General features: G+C 55.2%; 18 protein-coding genes and 4 tRNA genes. 11 read left to right on the forward strand and 11 right to left on the reverse strand.

Going from position 1 to position 20,150, the window contains the following annotated elements; genetic code table 11:
• Window positions 1-20 precede the first annotated feature (20 nt).
• Together ACFIOZ_RS13700 and ACFIOZ_RS13705 are read left to right on the forward strand one after the other, a co-directional pair.
• Window positions 21-2,120, forward strand: coding sequence for a S9 family peptidase (locus ACFIOZ_RS13700; protein WP_386078671.1), 2,100 nt, complete (start codon window positions 21-23; stop codon window positions 2,118-2,120).
• 217 nt (window positions 2,121-2,337) lie between these two features.
• A complete protein-coding gene (locus ACFIOZ_RS13705) occupies window positions 2,338-5,829 on the forward strand; it encodes an EAL domain-containing protein (protein ID WP_386078674.1) in 3,492 nt (1,163 codons plus the stop codon).
• Here the strand turns inward: ACFIOZ_RS13705 and ACFIOZ_RS13710 are convergent.
• The 8 genes from ACFIOZ_RS13710 to grxD form a co-directional block, all read right to left on the reverse strand.
• Window positions 5,807-6,250, reverse strand: a complete 444-nt coding sequence (locus tag ACFIOZ_RS13710; protein WP_211596093.1) for a YcgN family cysteine cluster protein — start codon at window positions 6,248-6,250, stop codon at window positions 5,807-5,809. The genes ACFIOZ_RS13705 and ACFIOZ_RS13710 overlap by 23 nt on opposite strands.
• Window positions 6,251-6,289: 39 nt before the next feature.
• Entirely contained in the window at window positions 6,290-6,865 is a 576-nt protein-coding gene (locus ACFIOZ_RS13715) for an ACP phosphodiesterase (protein WP_226250804.1), read from the reverse strand.
• 6 nt (window positions 6,866-6,871) lie between these two features.
• A complete protein-coding gene (locus ACFIOZ_RS13720) occupies window positions 6,872-7,180 on the reverse strand; it encodes a YcgL domain-containing protein (protein ID WP_386078678.1) in 309 nt (102 codons plus the stop codon).
• Window positions 7,177-8,313, reverse strand: a complete 1,137-nt coding sequence (rnd, locus tag ACFIOZ_RS13725) for a ribonuclease D (protein ID WP_386078681.1) — start codon at window positions 8,311-8,313, stop codon at window positions 7,177-7,179. Before rnd ends, ACFIOZ_RS13720 begins: the two co-directional genes overlap by 4 nt.
• A gap of 47 nt (window positions 8,314-8,360) precedes the next feature.
• Window positions 8,361-8,966 (reverse strand): recombination mediator RecR, encoded by a 606-nt coding sequence (gene recR, locus ACFIOZ_RS13730; RefSeq protein WP_211596089.1) that lies wholly within the window; start codon window positions 8,964-8,966, stop codon window positions 8,361-8,363.
• A gap of 3 nt (window positions 8,967-8,969) precedes the next feature.
• Window positions 8,970-9,296, reverse strand: coding sequence for a YbaB/EbfC family nucleoid-associated protein (locus tag ACFIOZ_RS13735; protein ID WP_071693664.1), 327 nt, complete (start codon window positions 9,294-9,296; stop codon window positions 8,970-8,972).
• 87 nt (window positions 9,297-9,383) lie between these two features.
• Window positions 9,384-11,444 (reverse strand): DNA polymerase III subunit gamma/tau, encoded by a 2,061-nt coding sequence (dnaX, locus tag ACFIOZ_RS13740; protein ID WP_386078684.1) that lies wholly within the window; start codon window positions 11,442-11,444, stop codon window positions 9,384-9,386.
• A gap of 160 nt (window positions 11,445-11,604) precedes the next feature.
• Window positions 11,605-11,955 (reverse strand): Grx4 family monothiol glutaredoxin, encoded by a 351-nt coding sequence (gene grxD / locus ACFIOZ_RS13745; protein WP_133732744.1) that lies wholly within the window; start codon window positions 11,953-11,955, stop codon window positions 11,605-11,607.
• Between the two features lie 272 nt (window positions 11,956-12,227).
• Between grxD and argF the strand changes: the two genes are divergently transcribed.
• On the forward strand, window positions 12,228-13,148 hold the full coding sequence (argF, locus tag ACFIOZ_RS13750) for an ornithine carbamoyltransferase (protein ID WP_386078688.1): 921 nt from the start codon (window positions 12,228-12,230) through the stop codon (window positions 13,146-13,148).
• Between the two features lie 77 nt (window positions 13,149-13,225).
• On the opposite strand, the gene ACFIOZ_RS13755 is transcribed toward argF, so the two are convergent.
• Window positions 13,226-13,301 (reverse strand) — tRNA-Ala (locus ACFIOZ_RS13755).
• Window positions 13,302-13,474: 173 nt separating this feature from the next.
• Here ACFIOZ_RS13755 and uvrY point away from each other — a divergent pair.
• The 7 genes from uvrY to nadB all read left to right on the forward strand — a co-directional run bounded on the left by uvrY (window position 13,475) and on the right by nadB (window position 18,921).
• On the forward strand, window positions 13,475-14,125 hold the full coding sequence (uvrY, locus tag ACFIOZ_RS13760; RefSeq protein WP_308336558.1) for a UvrY/SirA/GacA family response regulator transcription factor: 651 nt from the start codon (window positions 13,475-13,477) through the stop codon (window positions 14,123-14,125).
• Window positions 14,126-14,166: 41 nt separating this feature from the next.
• A complete protein-coding gene (gene uvrC / locus ACFIOZ_RS13765) occupies window positions 14,167-15,981 on the forward strand; it encodes an excinuclease ABC subunit UvrC (protein WP_386078690.1) in 1,815 nt (604 codons plus the stop codon).
• A 96-nt stretch (window positions 15,982-16,077) separates the two neighbouring features.
• Window positions 16,078-16,626, forward strand: coding sequence for a CDP-diacylglycerol--glycerol-3-phosphate 3-phosphatidyltransferase (gene pgsA / locus ACFIOZ_RS13770; RefSeq protein ID WP_386078693.1), 549 nt, complete (start codon window positions 16,078-16,080; stop codon window positions 16,624-16,626).
• Window positions 16,627-16,710: 84 nt separating this feature from the next.
• Window positions 16,711-16,785, forward strand: a tRNA-Gly gene (locus ACFIOZ_RS13775).
• Window positions 16,786-16,797: 12 nt separating this feature from the next.
• Window positions 16,798-16,871: transfer RNA gene (locus ACFIOZ_RS13780), tRNA-Cys, on the forward strand.
• Window positions 16,872-16,936: 65 nt separating this feature from the next.
• A tRNA-Leu gene (locus ACFIOZ_RS13785) sits at window positions 16,937-17,023 on the forward strand.
• Between the two features lie 296 nt (window positions 17,024-17,319).
• Window positions 17,320-18,921 carry an L-aspartate oxidase gene (gene nadB / locus ACFIOZ_RS13790; protein ID WP_386078696.1) on the forward strand — a complete coding sequence of 534 codons (1,602 nt, stop codon included), beginning with the start codon at window positions 17,320-17,322 and terminating at the stop codon, window positions 18,919-18,921.
• On the opposite strand, the gene ACFIOZ_RS13795 is transcribed toward nadB, so the two are convergent.
• Both ACFIOZ_RS13795 and ACFIOZ_RS13800 read right to left on the reverse strand, forming a co-directional pair.
• Window positions 18,918-19,349: a hypothetical protein gene (locus tag ACFIOZ_RS13795; protein ID WP_386078699.1), complete on the reverse strand. Its 432-nt coding sequence runs from the start codon at window positions 19,347-19,349 to the stop codon at window positions 18,918-18,920. The two genes, nadB and ACFIOZ_RS13795, sit on opposite strands and share 4 nt — an antisense overlap.
• The gene (locus ACFIOZ_RS13800) at window positions 19,309-19,602 is read right to left on the reverse strand and encodes a succinate dehydrogenase assembly factor 2 (protein WP_386078702.1); all 294 of its coding nucleotides are present in this window, start codon (window positions 19,600-19,602) and stop codon (window positions 19,309-19,311) included. Before ACFIOZ_RS13800 ends, ACFIOZ_RS13795 begins: the two co-directional genes overlap by 41 nt.
• Window positions 19,603-19,808: 206 nt before the next feature.
• Here ACFIOZ_RS13800 and ACFIOZ_RS13805 point away from each other — a divergent pair, with 206 nt between their 5' ends.
• On the forward strand, window positions 19,809-20,105 hold the full coding sequence (locus ACFIOZ_RS13805) for an integration host factor subunit beta (protein WP_211596081.1): 297 nt from the start codon (window positions 19,809-19,811) through the stop codon (window positions 20,103-20,105).
• Window positions 20,106-20,150 lie beyond the last annotated feature (45 nt).

Here is a 20,150-nt window from a genome sequence, read left to right on the forward strand (position 1 = left end):
GTTATGGTACCTATCAATTTATGAAAGCACAGCAAGGCATACATTCAGGCTTACCCGCTGCACGCTATTATCGCGCTAATGACCCAAAATGGCACTGGTTGGAGAACCGCGACGACCCAGAGGTAAGCGCCTTTTTAGAGGCCGCCAACCAGCAACAAGCCGATTGGTTTGCGCCCCTTGCCCCGCTGGAAGAAGCGCTATACCAGAGCCACTTGTCACGCCGCGAATTAGCCGTGACCAGCCTTAAGACAACGCTTGACCACTTCACGTTCTGGAACGAGACCGGCGCTGACGATGACTACCCCTGCTGGTGGCGCCATCCCAATCATCAGCCCGAACAGCACGAATGCTTTTTTGACGTTAGAGCTCGCGCCGCCGAGCACGACTTTTACGACATGGGCGATATGGCGCTCTCCCCCGACGAGCAGTGGTTGGCCTGGACAGAAGATACCCAGGGCGACGAGCGTTTTACCCTGTGGTTGAAAGCACTGCCTAACGGGACACCCGTGCAACTATTAAGCGATATTGGTGCGGGGCTTTGCTGGGCAGAAGATCAAACTGACAACACAGCGACGCTGCTGTTCACCCGGTTTGACGACACTCAGCGCCCCGACAGCGTTTGGCGGCTTTCGCTTTCACTGATGGAGCCTGTCGCTTCAAATGAACCAGTATTAGTGCTACGTGAAGAGGATCCTGAGTTTTGGCTCGGTATTGGCAAAACGCGCTCGCGGTCGTGGCTGCTACTCGAAAGTGGCTCAAAAGACACCAGTGAAATTCACCTGCTGCCTGCCCACGCGCCAGATGCAATACCGACGCGTATCCAGCCGCGCCAACCGGGGGTTGAGTACAGCATTGATCACCGACCAGGCAGTTTTTATCGTCTGCATAACCAGGCTGGCGCTCACTTCCAACTCGATTTTCTGTCGGAAAATCAGCTTGGTCAGGCCCAATTAAATTGGCAAACGTTAATCGCCCACCGTGAAGAAGCCACCCTGGAAGGCGTTGATGCGTTCTCTTGGGGGCTGATGCTGGCCGAGCGTGATCACGCCCAGGCGCAGGTACGTTTGCGGCGTTTGCTTTTTGATGCCCAGCACAGCTGTACCTTGGATGAATACCTGGCACTGCCTGAACAGCCCTGTTCGCAAATGCTTGAGGATGCACCACACTTCGATACCCAGGTAGTGCGCCTGCGCGAAGAGTCGTTTACCCAGCCGCCCAGCTGGTTTTCACTTAATCTAACCACTGGCAAACGAATGCTGCTGAAGCGGATACCTGTTTACGGCAATTTACAGCCGGAGCAGTTAATCAGTCGCCGCCTTTGGGCTACCAGTAGCGATGGCGAGCAAGTGCCCGTATCGGTAGTGATGCGCGCCGATCTGGCAGAGCAGCCCCTGCCCACACTGCTATATGGCTACGGTGCCTACGGTGACGCACTCGACCCCTGGTTCTCGATCGCCCGGCTGGAACTGCTTGAACGCGGTGCAGCCTTTGCCGTTGCCCATGTGCGCGGCGGTGGCGAACGCGGCGAACCCTGGTATTTAAACGGTAAAATGGAGCATAAGGAAAACAGTTTTAATGACTTCCTGGCCGCGCGTGAAGCACTTGTCGAACAGGGTGTCAGCGACGCGCAACGAATAGCAGTCTATGGCGCCAGCGCGGGTGGGCTGCTGGTCGGCACCTGTATTAATCGTGCGCCGGAAAAGTTTTGCGCTGCTCTGCTGGATGTACCTTTCTTAGATGTGTTACGCACGATGCAAAACCCTGAGCTACCGCTGACCACTGCGGAGTACAGTGAGTGGGGCAATCCTGAAGAGCCAGAGGTCGCTGCACGAATAGCCGCTTACTCGCCCATGGATAATATCCAGCCCCAGGCCTACCCTGCCCTGTGGATTGAGGGCAGTTGGTTTGATACCCGGGTCAGCTACTGGGAACCCGCCAAGTTTTATGCCCAGGTGGCACAACAGCAGCAGGGGTCAGCGCCCATTTTGATGCGTACCGATATGAGCAGTGGCCACGGCGGCGCCTCCGGCCGCTTCAAAGCCTGGCGTGATACCGCACGACAAGATGCGTTTATTCTTTGGGCGCTGGGCCTGAGCGCGAAAACGCTGCCAACCGCTTAACGTCCAAGCCCAGATTAAAGTGCCCATCCGCCTGCTGTGCTATGCCAATCACAGCAGGTTTTGGAAAAAGCTGCGCCAGTTAATATAAAAACAGCATTAAATACAGAAGACTTCCCTCTAGCGTTGATGATGAGCCCTGGTGACTTAGTGGTTTCTAAAGGTACCTTATTGTGTCTGGGTGTAAGCCCCTCTTGATCGGATATGCGAATAAGAACTAATGGAAGTCAATAATCGCGAATTGGCCCTTCAAACTGGTCTGCTTTTGTTGCTGGTGTCCACCATTGTGATTGGTGCAGGCGGCTTTTTGTTGGGCTTTTTTCCTGACGTTAATCAGCCGCAATTGCTCGCTCTGCTACCGGACAGTGCGCTGGTGATTCTGTTATGTGGGTTAGGGCTCAGCGCCGTAATGGCTGGCTTTGAAGGTTTTCGTAAAGTCACCTCCATCGCACTGGCTGCGGTTGCCAGCTATACGCTGATACACAACGGTCTAGACCCTTCATCTCACGCTGCCTCCTTGCTGAGTGGGCATCCACGCTTGCCTAGCCAAGCCGCCCCCATACTACTTATGGCAGCATTTTGCCTCTGGGCAGGCCCTCAAGGACGTTGGCAGCGCCATATTTGGCAACTCGGTGGACTTTTTTTATTAGCGGTTGGCTGCATTACATTAGCCGCCCATCATGGATGGCCCGTGCCCACCTGGCTACCCCGGGCCAGCGCGTTGATTCCTGGCCTGATCGGCTCTCTATTTGGCATCGCCATGGTGATGGTGAGCCTGCATGTTCCTCATTTAAAGACATCCTTAAGCAGTGCTGCTGTATTGGCGGGTATCCTGGGCGTTAGCCTGAGTATGAGCGGCTGGTTTGTCGTCAGTTGGAACCAGCATGAAGATATGCGGCAAAGCGCTCAGCACAACCTGGAAGGTATCGCGGTCAATATTGACCAGATGCTGGCGTCGCGAGCGATAGTGATAGAACGCTTAACAGAACGATGGCGTCAGGTATTTGCAGACCCCAGATCGCGAAGCAGGGAGGTCGAGCGCTACTGGACAGATTATCCAAGCCTATTAGCCATTGGCTACTTCAATCCTACGGCCAATGACATATGGCGCCGTGCTCGCCATAGCAGTGCTCTACTTTGGCTCGATGGCCAGTTGGGTAGCTTAGCGACATTGACTTGGCTTAATCAGCAGCGAGGTGACATACAGTGGTCGTTTCCTGACTATGAACGCCCTACGCTTGCGCTGCTCTCCGTTAAGCAGCCAGGGCGCCCCTATCAACTCGTAGCCGCCATCGATATAGCGTTACTGATTGAGCGGGAAACCAGTGTCGTCAATGGCACTTTTGCGTTGCACATAACCCATACCAACGGCTACCTCATTAATGAGGGGAATGGCCTGCAGCCCGCCGCTGCCATCGCGCCGCCAACGAAAGTTCTCGCCGAGCACACGGCGGTGTTACCAGGAGGGGCGATCATTAAGCTGGCACTTTCTGAACTCCCCAACCCACCGGTCAAACTAGCGCATTTTATAGCGGCTGGCGTGGGGTTTTCCGGTCTGCTGCTCACTTATCAGTTGGTTTTCAGCCTTGCATTGATATCTGCCCGAGCGCAGCGCTCGCGCGAACTTACGAAAGCTAAAGAGACCTTGCAGGATAGCGAACAGCGGTTTCGCTCGCTGTTTACCCAAAACCCCGATGCCGTATTTTCCCTCGATTTGAACGGTTATCATTTAAGCGTCAATCGATCAGTCCTTACCCTCCTTGAAACTGACGAAGCACAGATTATTGGTCGTCATTGGAAAGAGATCGTCGCCCCTGAACATCATGTCATCGTGGAGGCCGCCTTCCAGCAAGCGTTAACGGGGATTGCTCAGCGTTTTGAGTTGGAGGTTATCAGCCAGCAGGGTAGCGCACGCCAACTGGACATCTCGTTTTTGCCCACCGTCGTCCAGGATAGAGTGGTGGGCGTCTACGGTATCGCCAAGGAGATGACGGCGCTGCGCCAAAAAGAGTCTCAGCTACGCATTTATCAACGCAGCCTGGAAGCCAGTAGCAACGGCATTTTAATTTGTGAGGCTCAGCAAACGGATTATCCCATTATTTATGTAAACTCTGCCTTTACCGATATGACAGGCTACGCGCTTGAAGAAGTAAAAGGGCGCAGCTGCCGTTTTTTACAGGGCCCCGATACCGACCCACAGCAGATTACTGAAATACAGCGCGCGCTTGAGCAGCAACACGATATCACCTTGACCCTTCGCAATTATCGCAAAAACGGCCAAGCCTTCTGGAACAATCTATTTCTCTCACCGGTACGTGGCCCTGACGGACAAGTAACGCACTTTGTCGGCAGTATCAATGATATCTCTGAGCGCCGGGATCATGAGAACGCACTTGCTTTCCATGCCACCCACGATGTATTGACCGGCCTTGGCAACCGCGCCCTGTTTGAAGATCATTTGCGCCATGACGTCGAACTTGCCCGGCGCCATGAGCAGCAACTAGCGGTACTGTTTATTGATTTGGATGAGTTCAAGCCCATCAACGATACGCTGGGGCATGGTATTGGCGATCAAGTGCTTATCAACGTCGCCCGCCGGCTTGAACAGGCGATTCGACCTTCCGACACCTTGTGCCGTTTCGGAGGAGATGAGTTTGTGTTGCTACTACCGGATCTGGATAGCCCTCAGCAGGCAGAAGAAATTGCCGAGCGTCTGCTTGAAGCCCTTTCTCTGCCTTACCGCATAGAGCGCCATGAACTCTACCTGTCGGCAAGCATTGGCATTGCGCTTAATGACCAGCAGCTAATACAACCAGAGGAGTTGCTCCAGCAAGCCGATATGGCGATGTACAAAGCCAAGCAGCAAGGTCGCAACACCCTGCAAACCTTCACTCAGGATATTAATCAAAAGCTCACTCAACGGGTAACACTGAGAAATGATTTACAGGAAGCGATTCTAAATGAGCAGTTTGAACTGCATTACCAGCCGTTGCTGACTATCGAAGGAGCAATTCAGGGCTTTGAAGCGCTGGTACGTTGGAACCACCCGATCAAAGGCCCGATCTCGCCGGCGCTATTTATTCCCATTGCTGAAGAGACAGGGCAGATTATCGCCCTGGGCCAGTGGGTCATAGAGCGCGCCGCACGGGATTTTCTCACTCTCCAGCCGCAGCTTCCCAGCCACTGCCGTATTTCGGTCAACCTTTCGCCAATGCAGTTTCATCGGCCCAGTTTTTTGAGCTCGCTCAGCGCTACCCTTGAAGCCACGGGGCTCAGCGCGACCTCGCTAGAGCTTGAGTTAACCGAAGGCATATTGATGAATGATACCGACGCCGCGATTGATACGCTGCATGCGCTGCGCGGGATGGGGATTAGCGTGGCCATAGATGACTTCGGTACCGGTTTTTCAAGCCTGAGTTACTTGCGTCACTTACCCGTCGATAAGGTAAAAATTGATCGCAGTTTTATCAACAATATTGCCCATAATAGTAAGGATGCCGCTATCGTTCAGGGCATTGTGGCACTTGCTCACCACCTGGAGCTGAAGGTGGTGGCAGAGGGGGTAGAGACGTCACAACAGCACCAGCAGCTGGTGGCGTTGAAGTGCGATGTTGTTCAGGGCTACCTGTTCGCTCGCCCTATGCCCTTCAAACCGCTATGCGATTGGCTAACGGAGCAGAGGGGCTCCGTCACATCGGCAGTACGGCGATAATATGCGACTCTAATTGCTGCTCGGGCACCTCGTCCTGGGAAACGGCAAAACTGCGCACACTGACCCCTTTACGGTGAACCCGCTCGGCGTCGTTGCTCAGCAGCGGATGCCAGCCCGCCAGTTTGCGCCCTTCCGCCACCCGCCGGTAGCCACAGCTCTGTGGCAGCCAGGTAAATTCTTTCACCAGCGCTGGCGTCAGTTGGGTGCAGTCGGGCACACTGTCGAAACGATTAGCATAGTCGCTGCACTGGCAGCTGTGGATATCCAGTAGACGACAGGCAACATTGAGCACCGCCAACTCCTGGGTGTCTTCATCGTGCAACTTCAGTAAGCAGCACTGTCCACAGCCATCGCATAGCGCTTCCCACTCCTGGGGCGTCAGCTCTTCAAGGGTAAAGCGCTCCCAAAAACGTTCGCGCATCGCGTCTCTCCTGCCTCATTGTCACGGTTAAACACTTTATTATGGGGATCTATCTTGATGGCTTAATTCAGCCACCAGCTCTGGCCATAGTGTCTGAAAATCGTTCTCTAATGCCTGATAATCATCCTGCAACCACGGTACTAAAGCAGCCAACTGATTGGGGCCCGATAAACGCCGGCCGATGCCGGCGACGGCCCGGCAGGTAAACGCAAAGTCAGCGTAGCCTCTTAACCAGTCGTGCTCGACCAGTATCGGCATCATACCCGCCAGCCGGTTCGGCGCGGTGCGGGCAGCAAGCAGTCGATAGCAGCGCTCAACTAGCGCTTCCTGATCCGCCTGCCCCGCCGTATCACGGGCCAGAAAATGATCCCACACCATATCCAGCGCAATGCCCGCATAGCGCCGCTGCCCCGCAGGCGCTCGCCGTCGGGCATTAACAACACTGGGATGGCTATCCACCCACGCGTCCACCCGGCGGTGATGGCGGATACCCAGCGCAGTGGCCGCCGGCCAAGCGGTTAAATCCCGCCCCTTAACGCCATCGGCAATTAAGTTGCCGTAGAGAAAATCATCGCTACCGCCACTCACCAACCAGGCGTGGGCCAGAAAATTCATAACCGACTATGATGACGCTTTATCAGCGTGTGAGGCAACGTGGGCACGGTGCACGTCGAGCAAATAGGCTTCTTTAGGCGGCGGCATTTGTAGATAGAACCCTTTCTCTTTAATCCCAGCCACCACGTCTGCGGCGTTGACCCGTGACAATTTTTTGTCAGTGGTCAGCAGCATGGTAAACACCGGCATCGGCTTGCCAAAGGTTTCCAGCAGTTGCTCGGGGACGTCAGCCAACCCTTGACGCTTGTCGACGTATAAATACATCTCATCTTTACGCGAGCTTTTAAACACTTCACAAATCAGTTTGTCGCTCATGATGGTCGCTCCTCAAGGGCCTGGGCCAAAGCGTCATTTAAACACTCGCCCCGCCAACCGGTGGGCCAGCTTAGCGGCTCCCCCGCCAAGTCCTGCATCACCAGTGTTTCAATATCCCGGCGGCGCAGTAGCATTTCCGGTGCCACCCCCAAGTCATTGGCTTTAGCGGTTACCGCCTTTTTAAGTGCTTTAAAGCGTGACTTGAACGTCGGGTGCATGGGGTCTGGCCAACGATTGGGCAGCGCCTCTTCATCACAGTGCTGGGCCTGTTTCACCATCGCCAGCAGTGCGTCGCCCTCTTTTTTGATCAGCATTGGCTTTATGCCTTCCACCTCCGCGAGCTCGAAGCGGTTGCTGGGCATCTTTTCGGCGATCGCAAACAACAGCTTATCGCTAATCAACCAATTGCGCGGCAAGTCCCGGCGGCGTGTTTCACCTTCACGCCAGGTGGTCATCAGCCGATACGCTTCCATTTGGCGGGGCGTTAAGCGCCATAGCTGGCGTTGACGGGTATACCACTGCTGGTCGTTATCGACACTGCGGCCAGCCAGTTCGATTAAGTTGGCACACTCAGCATCCACCCACTCGCGCCGCCCCAGCATGGCGAGCTTTTCCGCCTGTAGCGTCCAGACTTTTAACAGATAGATCACATCCAGTGCAGCGTAGTGGCACTGGGCAGGTGACAGCGGGCGCAGTAACCAGTTTGAGCGGGTCTCCTCTTTAGGCAAGGTTTCACCGACCCAAAATTCGACCAGCTTTTGATACCCCATTCCAGCGTTTTCGCCCAAAAAGCCCTGCACCACCTGAGTGTCAATTAACGGCTCCGGCAGTACGCCCGCCCAGAGCTGGAAAACTTCCAGGTCTTCACTGCAGGCGTGCAGTAGCTTGATGGCGCTATTTTGCAGCAGTGCTCGGAATTTATCGGTGCAAGGGACGGCCACCGGATCAATCAGATAAGCCTCTTCGCCCGCGGTGAATTGGATCAGCGCCGGGACTGGAAAAAAGGTGTTCTCTCGGAAAAACTCGGTATCCAGAGCGACCACAGCGGCATCGGCTACTTGTTCGCATGCCGCATCAAGCGCATCTGGTGTATCAAGCCATTGATAAGAGGGGGTAAGAGAGGACAAAAGCATTCTTCCAAGTTGGCGCAAACGCTACCGCGCTTGCGTTTTAAATAGGCTTATTCACTGGCAAACGGCAAACGACCGTTAAACGCACGGCTCAAAGTACCGCCATCAACGTACTCCAGTTCACCGCCCATGGGGACGCCATAAGCAAGCCGCGAGAGTTTGACGTTATGCGCTGAAAGCAGCGAGGCAATGTAGTGGGCCGTGGCTTCCCCTTCGATCGTCGGGTTAGTGGCCAATACCACCTCTTCAATGAGCCCTTCTGCTACGCGCGCTTCCAGCAAGTCTAAACCAATTGACTCTGGCCCAACGCCATCCAACGGCGAAAGGTGCCCGTGAAGCACGAAGTAGCGCCCTTTAAAGCCACCGGCCTCTTCAATCGCCAGTTGATCGGCAGGCGACTCCACCACACACAGCAGCGAATCATCGCGACGCGGACTCTCACACAGCGCGCAAATATCGGCCTCGGTGAGTGTGCGGCAGCGCTGGCAGTAGCCGACTTCTTCAATGGCTTGCTGGATAACCTCAGCAAGGCGTTGGCCACCGGGCCGCTCGCGCTCAAGCAGATGCATCGCCATGCGCTGGGCCGTTTTGGGCCCAACGCCGGGAAGCACGCGAAACGCCTCCATTAACTGCTCAACGAGTGGAGAAAAACGCATTGCTTAGAACGGCATCTTAAAGCCGGGCGGAAGGTTTAAACCCGCCGTTGCTTCTTCCATTTTCTGTTTAGAGCTGACTTCAAGCTTGCGCACTGCGTCATTGACCGCCGCGGCAAGCAAATCCTCCAACAGTTCTTTGTCCTCTTCCATGACGCTGGGATCAATGGAGACATTGGATACGTCGTGGCGACCATTCATGGTGACCTTGACCATACCGGCGCCCGCTTCACCCTGCACTTCGGCTTTGGCGACTTCTTCCTGGGCCTGCTGCATCTTTTCCTGCATCTCTTGGGCTTGTTTCATTAAGTTGCCCATTCCACCTTTAAGCATGGTCTGATCTCCAACGTGGTTATAAGATAATCTCTAGCTATTTTGAGACTGTTTGAAAGCGTGTATGACAGACTGTCGGTAAAGCGCTTAGCGCATCGCATCGGCAGGCTTAACGCTGGATTCTATCAACTTGGCCCCAAATGCCTGCTGCAGCTTCTGTACATGGGGGTCGTGATTGAGTAGATCAACCGCTTGAGCGTGACGCTCTTTATTAAGTCGCTCTTCGCGCTGGCGGGGCGTTTCCAGGCTATTAGACAACTCGGCCACGTAAAACGCTATCCGCCGTGGCATGCCCTGCTCTTTTAACGCCCGCTCAATGCGGGTTTGATGCACTTCCGCCTGCATGGCCTCTTGACTGGGATCCAGGCGCAGCGTCAGCAACGTGCCGTCGTCACTCTCGACCAAACAGTTGCCCGCCAGGTTACGGGTTAACCCCCCCAAACCCAGGGAGTCGAAGCCCTCCAACCACTTAGCATTATCCAGTATGCCTGGCCGGGTTGCTGGAACAGTTTCTGAAACGGTTTCTGAAACAGTTTCTGGAACAGCATCTGGCTGGGTTTCCGGGATGGCGTCTGATAGCGCCTCAGGTGGAACTGTTGGCGACTCAGCCATAGTGGGCTCTAAAGCCTCGGACTCAGAGGCTGTTTCAGGCGTTAAGGTTGGCTCTGGCTCAGCAGTATGTTCCGGCTCAGCAGTATGTTTCGGCTCAGCCAGTGCCGCTGGCTCAGGGGGTTGCTGCTGGGGAGCTTCCACCTCGGTCACGCCTGTATCCGCTTCCACTGTCCAAGGAGGTGGCTCTTGCAGCGGTGGCGCCTCTGCGGCAGCAGGCATAACCGTTTCAGGCTGAGATTGAGGCTCGGCTGGTGGCTTTGATTGAACGTCTGGCTCAGCGTCTGGCCGAGCTTCAGCTTCCGGCGAGGTGTGAAGTGGCGCTGATGATTCAGCTTCCGCCTCTGCTGCATGAGCACTCGCATCAGCCGCCGCTGTTGCCTCTAATGGGGCTTCGCGGCGCAGCGGTAACGGAGTGCGCGGCGGTTTTGGCACGCCCTGGGGGCGAAACGCCAGCATGCGCAGTAGCGTCATCTCTAACGCGCTGCGCAGATCGGGGGCATGCACCATGTCCCCACGGCCCTGAATACCAATCTGGTAATAGAGCTGAATATCTTCAGCGGTGAAACGACTCGCTAGCTGCAGAATAACGTCACGATCACCGTGGCTGTTATCCACGGCGTCCGGCACCATCTGCGCCACCGCCAAACGGTGGAGCATGCTGGATAGCTCATCCAGCACTGCGGCAAAATCGGGGCCCTGTTCAGCTAACTGGGCTACCTCGGCCAGCAGCCGCTGCACATCGACATCGGCCAGGGCTTCTGCCAATCCAAGTATATGACGATGATCCAGGGTGCCCAGCATGGCGGCTACATCCGCATGGCGAACGGCCCCCTGGCCAAAGGCAATCGCCTGGTCGGTTAGGCTCATGGCATCGCGCATTGAGCCTTCCGCTGCTTTCCCCAATAGCCATAATGCACTTTCGTCAAACTCAACATGCTCCTCACCCAGCACATAGGTCAAGTGCTCCACCACGCGCTCTGGCGGCATATGTTTAAGGGTAAATTGGAGACAGCGAGAAAGAACCGTCGGCGGCAGCTTTTGTGGATCCGTGGTCGCCAGCAGAAATTTAACGTGGGGAGGTGGCTCTTCCAGGGTTTTCAGCAGCGCATTGAAACTGCTGGTGGAGAGCATATGCACCTCATCAATCAGGTACACCTTATAACGCCCTTGGGTAGGCGCGTACTGAACATTGTCCAGCAGTTCCCGGGTATCTTCTACTTTGGTTCTTGAAGCCGCATCAACCTCAATGAGATCAACAAAGCGCCCTTCATCAATTGCCTGACAGCTATCGCACTGGCCGCAGGGTGTAGAGGTAATGCCTTCATCGCCACGGCCATTGGCCGTGCAATTCAAACACTTGGCAAGGATACGCGCCAAGGTGGTTTTACCCACCCCGCGGGTACCCGTAAATAGGTAAGCATGGTGCAGACGGCCCTGATCAAGGGCGTTGACCAAAGCGCGTTGAACATGGGCCTGACCCACGAGTTCGTGGAATGTGCGAGGCCGCCACTTTCGGGCCAGAACCTGATAGCTCATGAAGCTGTACTTCCTTCGGCGGGCTGACTTACCCCGCACTGTCGCCAGCGCGGGGCAAAGGCCACGATGCATAACAAAGATGATGCGAGAACAAACGCCATTCTAGCGGTTGCACCGCAGCCCGCCAACCGCCTGGATAAAGCGGGGTGGTCGATAGCGCCTAGGCGTTATCGCCACCTTCCGCCGCACCCGCTCGCTCGGCAGCGGCTTTTACCAGCTTTTCCAGTTCGCCGTTTTGGTGCATCTCAACCACGATATCGCAACCACCTACCAGCTCGCCTTCAACCCACAACTGCGGGAAGGTCGGCCAATTGGCAATCTTGGGCAGCTCGGCGCGAATATCCGGGTTATCCAGGACGTTAACGAAGGCAAAACGCTCACCACAGCTCATCAGCGCTTGAACAGTTTGGGCAGAAAACCCGCACTGAGGCAGCTGGGGCGACCCTTTCATGTAAATCAGGATCGGATTTTCGCTAATTTGACGCTGAATGTTTTCGGCAGTCGTGCTCATACTATTCTCCTCGCTTATCAATGACCGATGCCCTCTCACTCATCATCTACCTGGCTTGGCACTGAACCTGATTCTAGAACCTGGCTCTTGTAATGGGTACTTGAGAACTTGCACTTAAGAACTCGCATTTAAGAAATAGTACGCAAGACAAGAGTAGTACCTGAGTAGAGCGCTCGGCTTTAACGTGTAAAGGCCATTCTACGCATGCCGTCCGCGTTGCGCATCCCCTGCGGCATCGCTAGGATAGTGTTTTTGCGCGGAGAGAAGCCCTTATGGCGACACGCCATTTCCTGACCCTGCTGGATTTGACCCCGGATGAGCTTGATTATTTGATCCAACGCGCCATTACGATCAAAACCAATCTAAAAGCCCAAGGCCCTGTTTATACGCCACTACCCAACCGCACCCTGGCGATGATCTTTGAAAAATCGTCTACCCGTACACGGGTTTCATTCGAAACGGGCATGGCACAGTTTGGCGGTCACGCACTTTTTCTCTCCCCCCGTGATACGCAGCTAGGTCGAGGCGAGCCGATCGAAGACACCGCTCGGGTGTTGTCCGAAATGGTCGATGCGGTCATGATCCGCACCTTCTCACACGCTGGGCTGGAAGCTTACGCCAGCGCCAGCAGCGTACCGGTAATCAACGCATTGAGCGATGACTACCACCCCTGTCAGCTACTGGCCGACGTAATGACCTGGACCGAGCTTCGCGGTAGCGTCAAGGGGCGCACAGCGGTGTGGATCGGTGATGGTAACAATATGTGCCACTCCTGGATCAATGCCGCCCGTCAGTTCGATTTTCATCTGCGCATCTGCTGCCCGAAAGGCTACGAACCCCGTGCAGACATTATGGCGGCCGCTGGAGATAAAGTGACGCTGCTGCACGACCCCCAGGAAGCAGTCAAGCAGGTTGACCTGATCACCACCGACGTTTGGGCATCAATGGGCCAGGAGGAAGAGCAGGCAAAACGTGAAGCCGATTTCGCAGGCTTCCAAGTGACCGAAGCGATGCTGGATAAGGCCAACCAAGACGTACTCTTCTTGCACTGCCTACCCGCCCATCGCGGCGAAGAGATTAGCCACACGCTGCTCGAAGACCCCCGGGCCGTAGTGTGGCAGGAAGCGGGCAATCGCCTGCATGCACAAAAAGCACTGATTGAGTTTTTACTATTGGGAAAAATCGCAGAGTAATAGTCAGCTTTTAAGGTCGAAAAAAAGCCTCGTTGTTAAACGAGGCTTTTTTCTGCAATTTTGGTAAAGCAAAATAGTGGTGGAGCCTAGCGGGATCGAACCGCTGACCTCAACACTGCCAGTGTTGCGCTCTCCCAGCTGAGCTAAGGCCCCACACGCTGTCTTGCCGACAGCGAGGCGGATACTACGATGAACATTTATCTCGGTCAAGTTTTTGCCTCAACCGCGGCCAACTAATTCTCCTTTGTCGCAAGCTGTGGCACTCTATGCATAGAGTACAAGGCCAACGCCTGAGCCCATGATGTTTCCATGCAGGAGCCTGTCCATTGATCACTGTACTTATAGCCGATGATCACCACCTAGTAAGAACGAGCATTGCTCACCTGCTAAACGAAGAGTGTGACATTAAAATTGTGGGCGAAGTTGACGATGGCGAAAGTGCCGTAACACAGTGTCGCCACTTAAAGCCTGACATTGTGCTAATGGACATTCGCATGCCGGGCATCGGCGGGCTTGAAGCCACTCGACGCATTAACCGCAGCATGAAAGACGCCAAGGTTCTGATTTTGACCGCGCATATGGAGGACAGCGTACTGCGCCGCATGCTTGAAGCTGGCGCATCAGGCTTTTTGAGCAAAGGCGCCGATGCCACAGAAATGACCGACGCTATCCGTCAGGTCTTCCATGGCCGGCGCTATGTCAGTCAAGAAATTGCTCAGCGCCTGGCCATGTCACACTTTACCGATGAGGATAATCCGTTTAGCCACCTCTCTCACCGAGAGCTACAGATTGCCCTTATGATCGTGAACTGCCAGCGTGTACAAGATATCTCTGACCGCCTGCATTTAAGCCCTAAAACGGTAAACACCTATCGCTATCGACTCTTTGATAAACTACCAGTAGCCACCGACGTTGAGCTTACCCACTTGGCGCTCCGTCATGGGCTGGTCGAGGGGTTTGACGCTACCCAGATATAACCCCACCATCCCCTGCTGTTATCGGGTACCGACACGCTGATATGACCTTTGATTCAAAACAGTTCTTGAGCTCGGTAAGCTCCTCGCCAGGGGTTTACCGGATGCTTGATGAGCAAAGTAATACCCTCTATGTAGGCAAAGCCAAGCGCTTAAAAGCGCGCCTTGCCAGCTATTTTCGTGGCCAGTTGAATACCAAGACCCAGGCCATGGTGGGGCGCATCGCCGATATTCAAGTCACCGTCACCCGCACGGAGACTGAGGCCCTGCTGCTCGAACAGACGCTGATCAAACAACTGCGTCCGCCCTATAATATTCTGCTCCGTGACGATAAGTCTTATCCGTTTGTCTTTGTCACTGATCGCCACCCTTACCCGGCACTGGAGTATAAACGTGCCCGGCAACGCAGCGACGATGGTCGCTATCTCGGCCCCTACCCCAGCAGCGGCGCCGTGCGTGAAAGCTTAGCGCTGATGCAGAAGATATTTCGTATTCGCAACTGCGAAGATAGTGTCTTTGCCCACCGCTCGCGGCCCTGTTTGCAGTATCAGATACAGCGCTGCAGCGCCCCTTGTGTCGACTACATTTCCGCCGAAGACTACCGCCGCGACCTCGAGCACGCCGTGATGTGCCTGGAGGGCAAAAGTGAAAGTGTGACTCAGGAATTGATGGAGGCGATGGAGGCGGCCAGCCGGGCACTCAATTTTGAGGAGGCTGCCCGCCTGCGTGATCAAGTGCAGCAACTGCGCCAACTCCAGCAACGCCAGTTTGTCGATACCGGTGGCGGGGATGCAGATATTTTCGCCCTCGCCCAGCGCCCTGGAGCGCTTGGCGTTTCTGTGCTGAGTGTCCGTGATGGTCGCCTGTTGGGGGCCCGTCACCACACCCCGAAGAACGATCTAGACCTACCGCTTGAAACGCTGCTCACCGAAGTGGTTAGCCAATACTATTTTGGTCAACCACATAATGTCCCCAGCGAAGTGATTACCAGCCACCCGCTGGATGACAGCGAACTTATCGCCGAAGCGCTGACCCAGCAGGCGGGCAAGCGCATTCGTGTTACCAGCCAAGTGCGCGGCCACCGCGCTCAGTGGCAGCAACTCGCCATTACCAATGCCGAGCAGCAGTTGGCTTCCCAACTGGCCAATCAAACCCAGCTCACTCAGCGTTTTACTGCCCTGCAGAAAGCGCTGGGCTTAGCAGAAACACCCCAGCGTTTGGAGTGTTTCGATATTAGCCATAGCCACGGCGAGGCAACCGTGGCTTCCTGCGTGGTGTTTGATCATCAAGGCCCGCGTAAAAGCGACTACCGCCATTTCCGTATTGAAGGGGTGGCCGCCGGTGATGACTACGCTGCCATGCAACAGGCCCTGACACGGCGTCTTAAGCGGGTAAAAAGCGGAGAAGCAGTTGCTCCGGACATTTTGATTGTCGACGGCGGCAAGGGCCAGCTCAACATGGCTCGGGAAGTGTTTAAAGAACTTGATATCAGTAACATCATGCTATTGGGCGTCGCCAAGGGCACTACGCGCAAAGCGGGGCTTGAAAGCCTGTTTGTGGAAACCGCTGACAACCCGCTCGACCTGGATCCGGCTTCCCCTGCATTACATTTGATCCAGCATATTCGCGATGAGTCGCACCGGTTTGCGATTGCTGGACATCGGGCTCAGCGCGATAAAGCGCGACGCACTTCGACCCTGCAGGATATTCCTGGCATTGGCCCTAAACGCAGACGGGAGCTACTGCGTTTTTTTGGCGGCCTGCAGGGGGTACAAAAGGCCAGCCGCGACGAACTTGCCCGTGTACCCGGCATTAATGCGTCGCTAGCCGAGAGTATTTACCGAGCACTCAACGGATAAACGCCCGTTTGGCATGGATGCCATCGGCCAAGGGGGATAGAATGAGCCCCAGACACTTCGAATCCTCTGATTTCCCGGCAAGGATCGCACCCTGCGATGAATATACCCAACATACTGACACTGGCGAGAATCGCCTTTATTCCGCTGCTAGTGGTGCTGTTTTATCTACCCTTCAGTTGGAGCATGCCCGTGGCGGCTGGCCTATTTGGCCTGGCCTCCATTACCGACTGGCTGGATGGCTATTTAGCGCGCCGCTGGAATCAGTCAACGCCCTTTGGCGCTTTTTTAGACCCCGTAGCCGACAAACTCATGGTGGTGGTGGCGCTAGCGCTACTGATCGAGCGCTATGACACCCTGGTGCTAACACTTCCCGCGTTGGTCATCATTGGCCGTGAAATTGTTATTTCAGCACTTCGTGAGTGGATGGCTGAAATGGGCAAACGCGGCATGGTGGCAGTTTCCTGGGTGGGCAAACTTAAAACGACCCTGCAGATGGCGTCGCTACTGATCCTGCTAGCGCTCCCTCCGACACACGAATTTGCCCTGCTTGGCGTTGTAGTACTGTATACCGCCGCGATTCTAACGTTGTGGTCGATGATTCAGTACCTGAAAGCGGCTTGGCCACATCTTAGCCGCTCCATGTAATCTGCTGATAACTCAATAAGAAAGGGTATATAATTCATTCATTGACAACTCGGCGGCGATCCGTATAATTCGCCCTCGAGTCGAGCGGGAATAGCTCAGTGGTAGAGCATCGCCTTGCCAAGGCGAGGGTCGGGAGTTCGAATCTCCTTTCCCGCTCCAATAGACTCTTGAGGCTGGATGGCAGAGTGGTTATGCAGCGGACTGCAACTCCGTGTACGCCGGTTCGATTCCGACTCCAGCCTCCATCTTTGTGTAGCAGTGATGTTTTAAGTAGTACAAAACAGCATTGCGGTGTGACGTGTAATGTATAGCCCGGATGGCGAAATCGGTAGACGCAAGAGACTTAAAATCTCTCGGGGGCAACCCCGTGCCGGTTCAAGTCCGGCTCCGGGCACCATCATCAATACTCACTCCCCTCCCGCCTTCTCCCCTCTTTAGTTATTGTCCTTCATTTTTCTACGCTGGGCTCTCTCTACACCCTCTTTTCCAGCACTACAAGTGCGCTCGATTGCTACGCATTGCTAACCCCAAAACATTGCCAAAGCAGTGCCGAAATATCGCTAAACGCTAGTCGCCACGCTATTATGCCTGCCTTCTAATGATTTGCGCGCCCGGCGAAGCTAGCGACGCTTAGGGGGTTGTACTATTTTGGCCAGTATTGAGTTTGGTCACCATCGAGAGGGAGCGGACACTATGAGCACGCCAGCATCCGATGTACTTATCATTGGCGGCGGTGTCGCTGGGTTAACCCTTGCCTTGGAAGTGGCTGATCACAAGTCAGTGACATTGGTGCGCCCCGCTCAAGACGACCAAGGAGCCAGTCGCTGGGCTCAAGGCGGCATTGCCGCCGTGCTCTCACCGGATGACGACCTGGAAGCGCATATCAACGACACACTGGTGGCAGGCGATGGTTTATGTGATATTGAGGCGGTTCGCTTTACCGTTACCCATGGGCCCGCTGCTATTCAGTGGCTGATTGATAAAGGCGTTCCCTTTACCCCCGAGACCGACCCTGCCGCGCGCTATCCGTACCATCTAACTCGCGAAGGCGGCCATAACGCTCGGCGAATTATCCATGCGGATGATGCCACCGGTCGCGCCGTGGTGGATACGCTTGTAGACAAAGTGGCGCAGCATCCCAATATCGCCCAACGCAATGATTTAACCGTCGTTGGCCTGCTACAGGATACTCAAGGTGCCTGCTGCGGCGCCTATGGCAGCGATGCTAACCACCAGTGGCACTCGCTCACTGCGTGCCACACCGTATTGGCCACTGGCGGCGCAAGCGGCCTTTACCGTCACACGACGACGCCCACCCCGAGCAGCGGCGAAGGCATGATGATGGCCGCAGAGCTGGGGGCGCGATTAATGAATCTCGAGTTTCAGCAGTTTCATCCCACCTGCCTCTTTGACCCTGAAGGCCCGGCGTTTTTGATCAGTGAAGCGGTTCGCGGAGAGGGCGGACATTTGCTCAATGAAGCGTGGCAACGCTTTATGCTCGCGCAAGATAAGCGCGCCGAGCTGGCACCCCGCGACATCGTTGCCCGCGCCATTGACGCTGAGATACAGCGCGGCACCCTAGGGCATGTATGGCTGGATATTCGTCATTTAGGTGAAAAGGCGATCCACCACCACTTCCCCACTATTCTGGCCCACTGTGCATCTCGGGGCATTGATATCACCCGGCACGCTATTCCTGTCGTGCCCGCTGCCCACTATAGCTGCGGCGGTGTCGCCACCGACCTGCAAGGCGCCACCGACGTTGCCAATCTCTATGCCATCGGAGAAACAGCCTGCACGGGGCTGCACGGGGCCAATCGGATGGCAAGCAACTCACTGTTAGAGTGTTTGGTATTTGCCCGCAGCTGTGCGCAGACGCTGTTAGCCGATGAGAAGCAGCACGACCACCTATTCAGCAATTGCGAATTTCATCCCCCGCCCCAGGCTACCGCCTTACCCAACGCAGTACTCAACGCTATTCGCCAACAAATGCGCACCACCATGAGCCAGCATGTCTCGATTGTGCGCAACGCAGCCGGGCTGAGCACTGCTCTGGCGCAACTGAAGGCGCTGCTAAACCGCTTGGAAACGATTGAGGAAGCCCAAACGGCGCCGGAAGGAATACGACTACGCCAAACCTTAGCGCTAGCCATTCTGACAGTGATCGCCGCTCAGCAGCGACATGAGTCACGCGGACTGCACTACGCCACAGACTGGCCCAACCAAAAGTCCGCAGCCATCGCCTCTTCACTTTCCATAAACGATTTACCAGACGCGGCAAACCTAAAGCGCTAACGACCAGGACGATGAAACAAACGCCTTACCTCGCGCAGGCTCTGTTGAGGCGCACTATCAGGCCAGAGCCAAACCCGCTGCTTACCTACATAAAGCCCTATTAACCAGGGCCCTAAATAGTCACAGTGGACTTGATTCTCATCACCCCACTCTTCACTTTGCTGCGCCAGGGCTCCCTCCGCTGACGGCGCCTCGCGCAGCCAGCGGCCTTGAACTTCAGGGATTGCCGATATCAGCGAGAGCGTGCCTTTAGACTGGCGCAGATAGCCATGCCATCCAAGGGCGGCGCCCAGCACGAACATCGCCATTGCCAATGATCCGCCCCCTACCCAATAGCTCGTCACCACTATCCCTGCCCATAAACCAGATTGAGACAGTAGCCAATACTTAGAGGGTACGATAGGCAGAATTATCGGTGGTTTCAGCATGTTCAACGATCATTTGTACAATACGCCGTTGGCTGGGCTCCTCAGGCCACTCGCGATGCATCAGCCACACAAACAGATCCTGATCCTCACCCTCAATAAGTTGCTGGTAGGCCAGTTGATCCGCTTCGCTAAGCTGGTCAAAACGCTGTTCAAGAAACGGAATAAGCAGCAGATCAAGCTCCCACATGCCGCGTCGGGAGTGCCAGTAAAGCCGTTTGCGCAAAATGGCTGCTGGGGAATTATCGTCGTTCAACGTCAGCCGCTCCGATCTAAGAAATGAGCAGCCAGTATACCTAAGCTGCGGGGTCGCGCCAGCGCCCACCTTCGCCTATGCTGTTAATGAGTCTAGAACCTTGTTTTATCTGAATTGTTTTATACTGAATTGCGCAGTATGCTGAATTTGATGTTAGCGAGGTCGAGAGCGCGTCACGGCCTTCAATGTTCGCAGGGAGCCAACCGATGACTAAATCTGAATTAATCGAACAAATTGCGATGCGTCAGCCGGAGTTATCCGCCAAAGATGTTGAAACGGCGGTGCGTATTATCCTGGACGACATGACGGATTCTCTTTCTAGCGGTGGTCGCGTTGAGATCCGTGGTTTCGGCAGTTTTTCACTGCACTACCGGGAGCCGCGGGTAGGGCGCAATCCAAAAACAGGCGAAGCAGTTGATCTGGAAGGCAAGTATGTGCCGCACTTTAAGCCTGGCAAGGAGCTGCGCGAGCAGGTAGACGCTAGTCGGGCGCTCGGCTACTAAACGTGGGATGACGTCGGCGCTAGAGTCGTACACAATAGCGCTACC

This window comes from Vreelandella sp. F11, from assembly GCF_042466685.1.
In the GTDB taxonomy this organism is placed as follows: domain Bacteria; phylum Pseudomonadota; class Gammaproteobacteria; order Pseudomonadales; family Halomonadaceae; genus Vreelandella.